This window comes from Sphaerisporangium sp. NPDC051017, assembly GCF_040683095.1.
Taxonomy (GTDB): domain Bacteria; phylum Actinomycetota; class Actinomycetes; order Streptosporangiales; family Streptosporangiaceae; genus Sphaerisporangium.
Genome location: NZ_JBFBCI010000039.1, coordinates 54,531 through 66,194, shown reverse-complemented (window position 1 = coordinate 66,194; position 11,664 = coordinate 54,531). Strand labels below are relative to the sequence as shown.

Below are 11,664 nucleotides of genomic sequence, written 5' to 3'. Positions count from 1 at the left end.
TCACGCCGCGCCCGGGCGCCGCGCCGCTGCGCCGCATGGTGCTGGCCCAGACCGCGGCCGAGGTGCGGGCGGTGCTGCGCAACGGCGAGCAGCTCCTGCTCACCCTGATCATCCCGCTGCTCGTGCTCGTCGGCTTCTCGGCCGCGCCGCTGCTGGAGGTGCCCGGACGGCGCATCGACTTCGTCGCGCCCGGGGTGCTCGCCCTGGCGATCATGTCGACGGCGTTCACCGGCCAGGCGATCGGCACCGGCTTCGAGCGCCGGTACGGCGTGCTCAAGCGCCTCGGCGCCACGCCGCTGTCGCGCGCGGGGCTGATGCTGGCCAAGACCCTCGCCGTGATCGTCGTCGAGGTGCTGCAGTTCGCCGTCATCGCGGCCGTGGCCCTCGCGCTCGGGTGGCGGCCGCACGGCGACCCGCTGGGGGCGGTCGCCTGGGTGCTGGTGACGGTCCTCGCCGGGACGGCGGCGTTCAGCGGGCTCGCGCTGCTCATGGCGGGCACGCTGCGCGCCGAGGCGACGCTGGCGGCGGCCAACCTCGTCTACCTGGTGCTGCTGGGGCTCGGCGGCGTGGTGGTGCCGGTGACGTCGTTCCCGCACGCGCTGCGGGTGGTGGCCGAGGTGCTGCCCATCACGGCCCTGACCGGGGGCCTGCGGTCGATCCTGGCCCAGGGCGCCGGGCTTCCGGTGCGGGAGCTGCTGATCCTGCTCGCGTGGGCCGCGGTGACGCTGACCCTCGCCGCTCGCACGTTCCGCTGGGAGTGACGAAACCCCAGGTTAGGTAAGGCTTACCTGCGTGACGGACTGCATTCCTCCTGCGTGCCGTTCGGGTTGTGCCTCGGGAAGGAATTACGGCACACTGATGTTGTGAAAAACGTGGCCGGGATGACGAACGCCGAGAAGGGCGCCGAGCGCGGTACACGCGCGCGCGTCGCTCGGCTGATCCTGGAACACGGCCCCGTCGACGCCGCCGCGCTGGGCGAGCGGCTGGGGCTCACGCCCGCGGCGGTCCGCCGCCATCTGGACGCGCTGCTCACCGAGGGAATGATAGAGCCTCGCACCGCACGGCCACGGGGGCAGCGGGGGCGGGGCAGGCCGGCGAAGCTGTTCGTCATCACCGACGCGGGCCGCAGCGCCTTCGAGCACGCCTATGACGGCCTCGCGGGCGGCGCGCTGCGCTTCCTTGCCGAGCGCATGGGCGAGGAGGCCGTGGCCGAGTTCGCCAGATCCCAGGTCAGCGGCCTGGTCAGGCGCCTTGAGCCGTTGATGCGCGAGGTCCCCGCCGACCAGCGGGTGCGCGTGCTGGCCGAGGCGCTGACGGCCGACGGCTACGCCGCGTCGGCCAGCAGGGCCAAGTCCGGCGGCGAGCAACTGTGCCAGCACCACTGCCCGGTCGCGCACGTGGCGGCGGAGTTCCCGCAGCTCTGCGAGGCCGAGACCGAGGCGTTCGGGCATCTGCTCGGCACGCCGGTGCAGCGCCTGGCGACGATCGCCCACGGCGACGGGGTGTGCACGACCCACGTCAGCCCGAGGGCGCTGGCGTCCCAGCGCATCACGCAGGGCACGCGTGACGACTCCGACCCGACCGTCGGCAATTCGCGGAACTCGATCGATAAGAGCAAGGAGACCGGAAGGTGACTGTCACCGACCGCCCGGAGCTTGAGGGCCTCGGGAACTATAAGTTCGGCTGGGCCGATCCCGACGTGGCCGGTGCCACCGCGCGCCGTGGCCTGTCCGAGGAGGTCGTGCGTGATATCTCCGCGCTGAAGAACGAGCCGGAGTGGATGCTCGACCTTCGCCTCAAGGGCCTCCGCCTGTTCGGCAAGAAGCCTCTGCCGAGCTGGGGCTCCGACCTCACGGGCATCGACTTCGACAACATCAAGTACTTCGTCCGCTCCACCGAGAAGCAGGCCGCTTCCTGGGAGGAGCTCCCCGCGGACATCAAGAACACCTACGACAAGCTCGGTATCCCCGAGGCGGAGAAGCAGCGCCTGATCGCCGGCGTCGCCGCCCAGTACGAGTCCGAGGTGGTCTACCACAAGATCCGCGAGGACCTCGAGGAGAAGGGCGTCATCTTCCTCGACACCGACACCGGCCTCAAGGAGCACCCCGAGCTGTTCAGGGAGTACTTCGGGTCGGTCATCCCGGTGGGCGACAACAAGTTCGCCTCGCTGAACAGCGCGGTGTGGTCGGGCGGCTCGTTCATCTACGTGCCGCCGAACGTGCAGGTCGAGATCCCGCTCCAGGCCTACTTCCGGATCAACACCGAGAACATGGGCCAGTTCGAGCGCACGCTGATCATCGTCGACGAGGGCTCGTACGTCCACTACGTCGAGGGTTGCACGGCGCCGATCTACTCCTCCGACTCGCTGCACAGCGCGGTCGTCGAGATCATCGTGAAGAAGAACGCCCGCTGCCGGTACACGACCATCCAGAACTGGTCGAACAACGTCTACAACCTGGTGACCAAGCGCGCCGTCGCCTACGAGGGCGCCACCATGGAGTGGATCGACGGCAACATCGGCTCCAAGGTCACGATGAAGTACCCGGCCGTCTACCTCATGGGCGAGCACGCCAAGGGCGAGACCCTGAGCGTCGCCTTCGCCGGCGAGGGCCAGCACCAGGACGCGGGCGCCAAGATGGTGCACCTCGCGCCGAAGACCTCCTCGACGATCGTCTCCAAGTCGGTCGCGCGCGGCGGCGGGCGCACGTCCTACCGCGGCCTCGTCCAGATCGAGGAGGGCGCGGCGGGCTCGGCCTCCACCGTGAAGTGCGACGCGCTGCTCATCGACCAGATCAGCCGCTCGGACACCTACCCCTACGTCGACGTCCGCGAGGACGACGTCTCGATGGGCCACGAGGCCACGGTCTCCAAGGTGTCGGAGGACCAGCTCTTCTACCTGATGAGCCGCGGCCTCAACGAGGACGAGGCGATGGCGATGATCGTCCGCGGCTTCGTCGAGCCGATCGCGCGCGAGCTGCCCATGGAGTACGCCCTGGAGCTCAACCGCCTGATCGAGCTGCAGATGGAAGGGGCGGTGGGCTGACCATGGGCCTGGACACCAAGCCTCTCTCCACCCTGCACGGGAAGTCCTCCTACGACATCGGCGACTTCCCCGTGCCGACCGGGCGTGAGGAGTCCTGGCGGTTCACCCCGCTGTCGCGCCTGCGCGGCCTGCACGACGGCACCGCGCCGGTCACCGGCAGCGTCGTCGTCGAGGTGCACCCGTCCCCGGAGGTCTCGGTCGAGACCGTCGGCCGCGACGACCCCCGCGTCGGACAGGCCTACGTGCCGGCCGACCGGGTGAGCGTGCAGGCGTACACCTCGTTCGAGAAGGCCACCGTCATCACGGTGCCCAAGGAGGCCGTGACCTCCGAGCCCACCGTGGTGAACCTCCGCGGCGAGGGCGCGGGCGGCGCGACCTACGGCCACCTGGTCGTCCAGGTCGAGCCGCTGGCGCAGGCCGTGCTGATCCTCGACCACCGCGGCAGCGCCGTCTACGCCGACAACGTCGAGTTCGTCGTCGGCGAGGGCGCCTCACTCAAGGTCGTCAGCCTCCAGGACTGGTCGGACGACGCGGTGCACGTCTCGCACCACCACGCCCAGCTCGGCAAGGACGCCACGTTCAAGAGCTTCGTCGTCGCCCTCGGCGGAGACCTGGTGCGCCTGTCCCCGTCGGTCTCCTACACCGGGCGCGGCGGCGACGCCGACCTGAGCGGCCTGTACTTCGTGGACGCCGGCCAGCACCTCGAGCACCGCCTGCTGGTCGACCACACCGTGCCCGACTGCCGCAGCAAGGTCGACTACCGCGGCGCGCTGCAGGGCGACGAGGCGCACGCCGTGTGGATCGGCGACGTGATCATCCGCGTCGAGGCCACCGGCACCGACACCTACGAGCTCAACCGCAACCTCATCCTCACCGACGGCGCCCGCGCCGACTCGGTGCCCAACCTGGAGATCCTCACGGGCGAGGTCGCGGGGGCGGGGCACGCCTCGGCCTCCGGCAGGCTGGACGACGAGCACACCTTCTACCTGCAGGCCCGGGGCATCCCCTACGAGGAGGCGCGCCGCCTCGTCGTGCGGGGGTACTTCGCCCAGCTCATCCAGAAGATCGAGGTCGAGGAGGTCCGCGAACGCGTGCTCGCGGCCGTCGAGGCGGAGCTCGCGCGATGACGTTCGAAAAGGTCTGCAACCTCTCCGACATCCCGGACGGCGGCGTCGTCGGGGTCGAGGCCGGCGGGCTGCCGGTGGCACTGGTCCGCAGGGACGGCGAGGTCTTCGCCCTGCACGACGTCTGCTCGCACGCCGAGGTCCGGCTCAGCGAGGGCGAGGTGTACGACGACACGCTGGAATGCTGGCTGCACGGCTCGTGTTTCGACATCCGCTCCGGCAAGCCGACCGGACCTCCCGCCACCCGTCCCGTCGCCATGTACCGCGTGAAGCTCGAAGGCGACGACGTGCTCGTCTCGGTCGACGCGGACGGCACCGAACCAGCCCAAGATCAGGAGTCCTAAGTTGTCCACCCTGGAAATTCGTGACCTGCATGTCGCCGTGGCGGACAAGGAGATCCTGCGCGGCGTCGACCTGACCGTCGGGTCGGGTGAGACCCACGCCCTGATGGGGCCGAACGGCTCGGGCAAGTCGACGCTCGCCTACGCGATCGCGGGTCACCCGAAGTACACCGTCACCTCCGGCACGGTCACGCTCGACGGCGAGGACGTCCTGTCCCTGTCGGTGGACGAGCGCGCCCGCGCCGGCCTGTTCCTCGCGATGCAGTACCCCGTCGAGGTTCCGGGCGTCTCGGTGTCGAACTTCCTGCGCAGCGCCGTCACGGCCGTGCGCGGCGAGGCGCCCAAGCTGCGCCTGTTCACCAAGGAGCTCAAGGAGGGCATGGACGCCCTGTCCATCGACGCCTCCTTCGCCCAGCGCAACCTCAACGAGGGCTTCTCCGGCGGTGAGAAGAAGCGCCACGAGATCCTCCAGCTCGAACTGCTCAAGCCGAAGATCGCCGTGCTCGACGAGACCGACTCCGGTCTGGACGTCGACGCGCTGCGCGTGGTGTCCGAGGGCGTCAACCGCTTCCGGGCCGCGGGCGAGACCGGCGTGCTGCTGATCACGCACTACACCCGCATCCTGCGCTACGTGAAGCCGGACTTCGTCCACGTGTTCGCGGGCGGGCGGATCGTCGAGGAGGGCGGCCCGGAGCTGGCCGACAAGCTCGAGGCCGAGGGCTACGAGCGCTACACCAAGGCGAGTGCATGACCGACAGCATGTTCGAGGTGGAGAGGATCCGGAAGGACTTCCCGATCCTCTCCCGCGAGCTGCCCGGGGGCAGGCCCCTGGTCTACCTCGATTCAGGCAACTCCTCCCAGAAGCCCGCGCACGTCATCAACACCATGCGCGACCACCTGGAGCAGCACTACAGCAACGTCGGGCGGGCCCTGCACGTCCTCGGCAGCGAGTCGACCGAGGCCTACGAGGGCGCCCGCGACGCGGTGGCGGCCTTCGTCAACGCGCCGAGCCGTGACGAGATCGTCTTCACCAAGAACGCCTCCGAGGCGCTGAACCTGGTGGCCTACGCCTTCGGCAACCCCGTGGGCACCGACGAGCGCTTCCGTCTCGGGCCGGGCGACGAGATCGTCATCTCCGAGATGGAGCACCACTCCAACATCGTGCCCTGGCAGCTTCTCGCGCAGCGCACGGGAGCGACGCTGCGCTGGTTCCCCGTCACCGACGAGGGCCGCCTGGACCTGTCCGGGCTGGACGAGCTGGTCACCGAGCGCGCGAAGATCGTCTCGATCGTCCACCAGTCGAACGTCCTCGGCACGGTCAACCCCGTCGCCGACGTCCTGGCGCGGGCCCGCCGGGTCGGTGCGCTGATGATGCTCGACGCCTCCCAGTCGGTGCCCCACCGCCCGGTGGACGTCGCCGCGCTCGGCGTCGACTTCGTCGCCTTCACCGGCCACAAGATGGTCGGCCCGTCGGGCATCGGCGTGCTGTGGGGCCGCCGGGAACTGCTGGAGGCCATGCCCCCGTTCCTGGGCGGCGGCGAGATGATCGAGGCCGTCTGGATGGACCACTCGACCTACGCCCCGGTGCCGCACAAGTTCGAGGCCGGCACCCCGCCCATCGTCGAGGCGATCGGGCTCGGCGCCGCCATCGAGTACCTCAATGGCGTCGGCATGGAGGCGATCCGCCGCCACGAGCACGACCTCACGGTGTACGGCCTGGAGGCGCTGGCGGAGGTCCCGGGCCTGCGGATCATCGGCCCGGCCACGGCCGAGGAGCGCGGCGGCACGCTGTCGTTCACGATCCCCGGCATCCACCCCCACGACGTCGGGCAGATCCTCGACGACCGGTTCGGCATCGCCGTCCGCGTCGGGCACCACTGCGCGCGGCCGCTGCACCTGCGCTTCGGAATACCGGCGACCACGCGGGCGTCTTTCTACCTGTACAACACCACGGACGAGATCGACGCGCTGGTCCGGGGGCTCCACCACGTCCAGAAGGTGTTCGGATAAGACATGATCGCCGAGTCGCTGTACCAGGAGCTGATCCTGGAGCACTACAAGCACCCGCAGGGGCGGGGCCTGCGCGAGCCGTACGACGCCGAGGTGCACCACGTGAACCCGACCTGCGGCGACGAGGTCACCCTGCGGGTGAAACTCGGCGACGGCGGTAAGGTCCAGGACGTCTCCTACGACGGGCAGGGCTGTTCGATCAGCCAGGCCGCCGCGTCGGTGCTGCACGAGCTGGCCACCGGCTCGACCGTCGAGGACAGCCTCGCGGTCGTGGACGAGTTCACCCGGCTCATGCAGGGCCGGGGCCAGGTCGAGCCCGACGAGGACGTCCTCGGGGACGCCGTGGCGTTCGCGGGTGTGGCCAAGTATCCGGCCAGGGTCAAGTGCGCCCTGCTCGCCTGGATGGCCTACAAGGACGCCGTGGTGAGGAGTTCGTCATGAGCGGCAGGCTAGTCCGGGCAGACTACCGCCGCACCCCGGCCGGGGTGCGGCGAGGCGAGGAGGCGGCGTGAGCAAGCCCGTGGAGACCCCGATCGGCACCCCGGCCGGGTTCGACGGTGAGACAGGCATGGAGGACGTCCTGGAGGCTCTCAAGGACGTCGTGGACCCCGAGCTGGGCGTCAACGTGGTGGACCTCGGCCTGGTGTACGGGGTGAACCTGGACCCGGGCGAGCCCGGCGCGGCGCCGGTCGCCACCCTCGACATGACGCTGACCAGCGCGGCGTGCCCGCTGACCGACGTCATCGAGGAGCAGGCGCACTCGGCCCTGGACGGCATGGTCTCGGACGTGAAGATCAACTGGGTCTGGCTTCCGCCGTGGGGACCGGACAAGATCACCGACGACGGGCGCGAGCAGCTGCGCATGCTCGGCTTCAACGTCTGACGGCGAACGTCCCGGCCGCCGCCGGGGTACCGTCCCACCCGCCGGGGTCGTGCGCGTGACGTTTCAGGCCCCGGCGCCCTCACCGTGGCCCCGGGCGCGGCGGCTGTCCAGGGCGGCGAAGGGCCGGCCGCCACCGGCGGTGACGACCGCGAACAGGCCGCCCGTGCGCGTGCTGATCGCGGTCCGCCGCGCGTCCGGTAGACTGAGGGACGACGATGATGAGCGGTGCTCGTGTGTCGTGACCGACATACCCGCTCAGTGCCCCAGTAGGCACCACGTGATCCCTCGCGCGGCAGCACGCCGTGCACCCCCTGGCTCGTCCTTTCGCAGAAGTGACGCGCCGCATCGCTTCGATCGAAAGGCACGACACTCGTGACCATCAGCAACGCCGTCATGCCCGCCGACGCCCCCGCCGGGGCAGGGCAGGAGGGGGAGGCGTCTCCCCTGACGGTGTCGGACACCCCCGCGGGCCCGCCGGAGTTCAGCCTCCTCGGCCTGCCCAAGCCCCTGGTCGCCGCGCTCGCGCGCCAGGGCATCACCAGCCCGTTCCCGATCCAGCGCGCGACCATCCCCGACATCCTGTCCGGGCGTCACGTGCTCGGCCGGGGCCAGACGGGCTCGGGCAAGACCCTGGCCTTCGGCCTGCCCACGATGGCCCGCGCCGCCGGCGTCAAGGCCGCTCCCGGCCGTCCCCTCGCCGTCGTCCTCGTGCCGACCCGCGAGCTGGCCATGCAGGTGACCGACGCCCTGGAGCCCCTCGGCCGCGGGCTGGGGCTGCGCATGAAGACCGTCGTCGGCGGCATGTCCATGGGCCGGCAGATCGAGGCCCTGCGGCGCGGCGTCGAGATCGTCGTCGCCACGCCCGGGCGGCTCACCGACCTCGTCCAGCAGGGCGAGTGCTCGCTGGCCGACGTCCGGGTCACCGTCCTCGACGAGGCCGACCACATGTGCGACCTCGGCTTCTTCCCCGTGGTCAGCGCGCTGCTCAAGCAGACTCCCGCCGACGGCCAGCGCCTGCTGTTCTCGGCCACCCTCGACGGCGACGTCGACAAGCTCGTCCGCCGGTTCCTCGACGACCCGGTGACCCACTCGCTGGCCCCGGCCACCTCGCCCGTGGACACCATGGAGCACCACATGCTCCAGGTCACGCGGGACGACAAGTTCGCGGTCACCGCCGAGATCGCCGGCCGCGAGGGCCGCACGATCATGTTCGTGCGCACCCAGCACGGCGTCGACCGCCTGGTGAAGCAGCTCGCCCGGGTCGGTGTCCGCGCGGGCGGCCTGCACGGCGGCAAGCGCCAGAACCAGCGCACGCGCATCCTGGCGGAGTTCCGCGAGGGCACGATCGGCGTGCTGGTGTGCACCGACGTCGCCGCCCGCGGCATCCACGTCGACGACGTCAGCCTCGTCCTGCACGTCGACCCGCCGATGGACCACAAGAGCTACCTGCACCGCGGCGGCCGCACGGCGCGGGCCGGCGAGCGCGGCACCGTCATGACGCTCGTGCTGCCGAGCGAGCGGCGCTCGGCCGAGTCGATGACCCGGCGCGCCGGCGTCGAGCCGCAGCGGCTGAAGGCCACGCCGGGCCACCCCATGCTCGCGGAGCTGGCGGGCGCGCGGCAGCCGAGCGGCGTCGCCGTGCCGGTGTGGGAGCCGCCGGCTCCGGCCGTCAAGCAGCGCCCGCGCCGCGAGGGCGGCCAGGGCGGCGACCGGCGTCCGCGCCGGTTCCACGACCGGGGCCGTGAGGACGGAGAGCGCCGCGAGGGCGAGCGCCCGGCGGACCGCCGCGAGCGCCGGTTCGACGGTGAGCGCCGTCCGGAGCGCCGTCCCGAGGGCCGCGGCGAGTTCCGGGGCGCGCCCGGTTCGCGCGGCTCGGGCCCGCGCGGCGGGCGCCAGGGTTCCGCGGAGCGCTCGGGCGGCAGAACCGGCCGCTGACGACGCGAAGGGCCGCCGCAGCGGCCGGAAACGCGACGAGCCGCCCGGGAACGCCGGGCGGCTCGGTCGTGGGCCGGGGAAGCCGTCAGGAGTGGTCGGCGCAGCAGGGCGTCGGGTTCGGCACCTCGGCGGGCATGAGCAGCCCGCCCCTGGCGGGCATCGTCAGCAGGACGGCCCGCCCGTCCCGCCACTGCGGCCGGACGAAGTCCTGGGTCGCGACCGGGGCGTCGGAGGGCGGCTCCTCGGCCTGTGCCAGCACGGCGACCTGATCGATCGCCGAGCGGGCCAGCACCTCCGAAACGCTCAGCGTCCCGGTCAGCTCTGCGTGCCCGGGGTAGACCACCAGACGTCCGCCGGATCTGCCGGCGTGCTCGGCGGCGGCCAGCGCCGCGCCCTCCGCCAGGTCCCCGGGCCCGTTCCGGCGCTCGCCGAGCGCCACGCCGATGCTCTCGGGCACCGCGGAGAGGTCCACGTCGCCGTCCGCCGGGTGGCCGGCGAGGGACAGGGAGAGGGCGACGTGCGGCAGGCCCGTCGCCGTGCGTACGAAGTGCGTGCAGCCGATGGTCCCGGCCGGGAGGCCGAGCGCCTCCACCATGTCATGGAGAAGGTGCTCGGCCTCGGGAACCGTCCGCGTGCCCGCGTCCAGTCCGAGGATCATCCGCGGGGCACGATCCAGATCGGGTTGCTGTAGAACCACAGGTCCTTCCACGGGTCGGCGTCGCCGAAGACGTCGATCGCCGGACCGGCCGGGTCGACGGACGCGCCGAGCAGACCCGTGGCGCTGCGGTTGCCGTCGGTGCCGCGCAGGCGCACGTACACCGGCTTGGCGACCTCGCCGAGCTGGTAGGTGAAGCTGACCGTGCCGGTGTTCTTGCCGACCTCGTAGGACTTGACGACCTTCGTCGCCGGGGTCGTGAAGACGTCCTTGTTGGAGACGGGGCCGGTCACGTCGCCCTGGATGACGTCCACGCGGGCCAGGGTCGGCACGAACTGCGCCCAGTTGGGCTGGTTCGCCAGCGTGATCTCGATGGAGACCTCGACCTTGGCGCCCTTGCGGACCTGCAGCGTGTCACCGAGGGTGACGCCGCGCTCGCCGCCGCGGACCTCGCGGACCCGCACGACCAGGCCGCTGATCAGGCCACCGTGGTCCACCCAGACGCGGCCCTGGCGCAGGCCGTCCATGACGGCGCGGTAGGAGAAGCCGCGCGCGCCGACGTGCGTCCGGCTGTAGTAGCCGGGCCAGAAGTCGCCGTTGGTGAGGTTGGGCGCGGTGCCGCCGTGGACCGGGTCGTTGTACCGGCCGTTGGCGTTGAAGTCGCTGCCCGGGCCGCGCACGCTGGTGTCGCCCCAGACGGTGTGGGAGTCGGAGTTGGCGGTGATCCACCAGCCCTTGCCCTCGGCGAGGAGGCTGTCCCACAGGCCGCCGACCGTCGAGGTCATCCAGTCGAAGCCGCCGAAGGTCTTGTAGCTCTCGGCCGGGTACCCGGGGAAGGAGTCCGCGCTCGGGGTGTTGTCGTAGTAGCCGCGGCCGGAGCCGCCGCCGTTCGGCTTGGCGATGCCCGCGGCCTGGTGGCCCGGCGCGCCCTCCATGCCGATGGCGATGTCCGGCTGGGCGTCGCGCCAGCCCCGGACCTCGTGCGGGGAGTCGATGCCCTTGCGCGAGGGGTGGTTGGCGAGGAACAGCGCGTCGTCGACGCGGCGCCTCTTCACCGCGTCCGCCAGGAAGTTCAGGCCCGCGATGGCGAGCGCCTCGTTCTGCGGGGTGTTGGAGCTCGCGCCCTTGACCGTGCCGTCGAAGGAGTTCTCGAACTCCTTCAGCGTGGCGACCTCGTTGCGGCCGGGGGCCACGAAGACGGTGCCGTGCTCGGCGGCCGGGATGTTCCACTCCAGGCCCTGGAAGACCAGGGTGTCGTCGATGGCCCGGCGGGCCTCGACGATGTCGGGGTTGACCTTCTCGACGCCGATCTTGGCGTGCGCGACGCTGCCGTGGTCGGTGATGACCATCCAGTCCAGGCCGTACGCGTTGCCGTGAATGACCTGGTCGATGACGCGGTACTGGGCGTCGCTGCTGTGCTGGGTGTGGATGTGGTGGTCACCGGCCAGCCAGTGGTACCCGTCGCGCGGCTCGTCGCCGTGGCGGGCGCGGCGCTCGGAGGAGGCCGACGCGGCGGCCTGGCCCTGCGTCCCGAGCACGCCGGCGGCGGTGAGGCCGGCGCCGAGCAGGCCGGCGCGGCGGAACATCTGGCGCCGCGAGAGCTCGGACGGGGAGAGCTCGGCGTCCGGGATCGTCAGGTCGACGACCGGGGCCATGTCGCCCTGGTCCTGACC

The 11,664-nt window shown here is 71.5% G+C and carries 13 protein-coding genes; 10 read left to right on the top strand and 3 right to left on the bottom strand.

Going from position 1 to position 11,664, the window contains the following annotated elements; genetic code table 11:
* Window positions 1-35: 35 nt before the first annotated feature.
* The 9 genes from AB0M95_RS26870 to AB0M95_RS26830 all read left to right on the top strand — a co-directional run bounded on the left by AB0M95_RS26870 (window position 36) and on the right by AB0M95_RS26830 (window position 7,401).
* On the top strand, window positions 36-761 hold the full coding sequence (locus AB0M95_RS26870; RefSeq protein ID WP_358522041.1) for an ABC transporter permease: 726 nt from the start codon (window positions 36-38) through the stop codon (window positions 759-761).
* 120 nt (window positions 762-881) lie between these two features.
* Window positions 882-1,634 (top strand): winged helix-turn-helix transcriptional regulator, encoded by a 753-nt coding sequence (locus AB0M95_RS26865; RefSeq protein WP_363770011.1) that lies wholly within the window; start codon window positions 882-884, stop codon window positions 1,632-1,634.
* Window positions 1,631-3,043: a Fe-S cluster assembly protein SufB gene (gene sufB / locus AB0M95_RS26860; protein ID WP_363770008.1), complete on the top strand. Its 1,413-nt coding sequence runs from the start codon at window positions 1,631-1,633 to the stop codon at window positions 3,041-3,043. Before AB0M95_RS26865 ends, sufB begins: the two co-directional genes overlap by 4 nt.
* 2 nt (window positions 3,044-3,045) lie before the next feature.
* On the top strand, window positions 3,046-4,170 hold the full coding sequence (gene sufD / locus AB0M95_RS26855) for a Fe-S cluster assembly protein SufD (RefSeq protein WP_363770005.1): 1,125 nt from the start codon (window positions 3,046-3,048) through the stop codon (window positions 4,168-4,170).
* Window positions 4,167-4,511, top strand: a complete 345-nt coding sequence (locus AB0M95_RS26850; RefSeq protein ID WP_363770002.1) for a non-heme iron oxygenase ferredoxin subunit — start codon at window positions 4,167-4,169, stop codon at window positions 4,509-4,511. The genes sufD and AB0M95_RS26850 overlap by 4 nt, the downstream gene beginning before the upstream one ends.
* 1 nt (window position 4,512) lies before the next feature.
* Window positions 4,513-5,259 (top strand): Fe-S cluster assembly ATPase SufC, encoded by a 747-nt coding sequence (gene sufC, locus AB0M95_RS26845; RefSeq protein ID WP_358521836.1) that lies wholly within the window; start codon window positions 4,513-4,515, stop codon window positions 5,257-5,259.
* Window positions 5,256-6,518 (top strand): cysteine desulfurase, encoded by a 1,263-nt coding sequence (locus tag AB0M95_RS26840; protein WP_363769999.1) that lies wholly within the window; start codon window positions 5,256-5,258, stop codon window positions 6,516-6,518. The genes sufC and AB0M95_RS26840 overlap by 4 nt, the downstream gene beginning before the upstream one ends.
* A gap of 3 nt (window positions 6,519-6,521) precedes the next feature.
* A complete protein-coding gene (gene sufU, locus AB0M95_RS26835) occupies window positions 6,522-6,959 on the top strand; it encodes a Fe-S cluster assembly sulfur transfer protein SufU (RefSeq protein WP_363769996.1) in 438 nt (145 codons plus the stop codon).
* Between the two features lie 127 nt (window positions 6,960-7,086).
* The gene (locus AB0M95_RS26830) at window positions 7,087-7,401 is read left to right on the top strand and encodes a metal-sulfur cluster assembly factor (RefSeq protein ID WP_358522035.1); all 315 of its coding nucleotides are present in this window, start codon (window positions 7,087-7,089) and stop codon (window positions 7,399-7,401) included.
* 63 nt (window positions 7,402-7,464) lie between these two features.
* Here the strand turns inward: AB0M95_RS26830 and AB0M95_RS26825 are convergent, their stop codons facing one another.
* Complete coding sequence (locus AB0M95_RS26825; RefSeq protein ID WP_363769993.1) at window positions 7,465-7,650, bottom strand: hypothetical protein; 186 nt, start codon at window positions 7,648-7,650, stop codon at window positions 7,465-7,467.
* Between the two features lie 123 nt (window positions 7,651-7,773).
* Here AB0M95_RS26825 and AB0M95_RS26820 point away from each other — a divergent pair, with 123 nt between their 5' ends.
* Window positions 7,774-9,336: a DEAD/DEAH box helicase gene (locus AB0M95_RS26820; RefSeq protein ID WP_363769990.1), complete on the top strand. Its 1,563-nt coding sequence runs from the start codon at window positions 7,774-7,776 to the stop codon at window positions 9,334-9,336.
* 85 nt (window positions 9,337-9,421) lie between these two features.
* On the opposite strand, the gene AB0M95_RS26815 is transcribed toward AB0M95_RS26820, so the two are convergent.
* Both AB0M95_RS26815 and AB0M95_RS26810 read right to left on the bottom strand, forming a co-directional pair.
* Complete coding sequence (locus AB0M95_RS26815) at window positions 9,422-9,994, bottom strand: hypothetical protein (protein ID WP_363769987.1); 573 nt, start codon at window positions 9,992-9,994, stop codon at window positions 9,422-9,424.
* Window positions 9,991-11,646 (bottom strand): histidinol-phosphatase, encoded by a 1,656-nt coding sequence (locus AB0M95_RS26810; RefSeq protein WP_363769984.1) that lies wholly within the window; start codon window positions 11,644-11,646, stop codon window positions 9,991-9,993. The genes AB0M95_RS26815 and AB0M95_RS26810 overlap by 4 nt, the downstream gene beginning before the upstream one ends.
* Between the last annotated feature and the right edge of the window lie 18 nt (window positions 11,647-11,664).

Excerpts from the sequence above, each read along its gene's own strand:
- sufU (WP_363769996.1), top strand. The coding sequence starts at position 6,522 with ATGATCGCCGAGTCGCTGTACCAGGAGCTGATCCTGGAGCACTACAAG.
- AB0M95_RS26865 (WP_363770011.1), top strand. The coding sequence starts at position 882 with ATGACGAACGCCGAGAAGGGCGCCGAGCGCGGTACACGCGCGCGCGTC.
- AB0M95_RS26825 (WP_363769993.1), bottom strand. The coding sequence starts at position 7,650 with ATGTCGGTCACGACACACGAGCACCGCTCATCATCGTCGTCCCTCAGT.
- AB0M95_RS26810 (WP_363769984.1), bottom strand. The coding sequence starts at position 11,646 with ATGGCCCCGGTCGTCGACCTGACGATCCCGGACGCCGAGCTCTCCCCG.
- AB0M95_RS26870 (WP_358522041.1), top strand. The coding sequence starts at position 36 with ATGGTGCTGGCCCAGACCGCGGCCGAGGTGCGGGCGGTGCTGCGCAAC.
- AB0M95_RS26850 (WP_363770002.1), top strand. The coding sequence starts at position 4,167 with ATGACGTTCGAAAAGGTCTGCAACCTCTCCGACATCCCGGACGGCGGC.
- AB0M95_RS26840 (WP_363769999.1), top strand. The coding sequence starts at position 5,256 with ATGACCGACAGCATGTTCGAGGTGGAGAGGATCCGGAAGGACTTCCCG.
- AB0M95_RS26830 (WP_358522035.1), top strand. The coding sequence starts at position 7,087 with ATGGAGGACGTCCTGGAGGCTCTCAAGGACGTCGTGGACCCCGAGCTG.
- sufD (WP_363770005.1), top strand. The coding sequence starts at position 3,046 with ATGGGCCTGGACACCAAGCCTCTCTCCACCCTGCACGGGAAGTCCTCC.
- AB0M95_RS26815 (WP_363769987.1), bottom strand. The coding sequence starts at position 9,994 with ATGATCCTCGGACTGGACGCGGGCACGCGGACGGTTCCCGAGGCCGAG.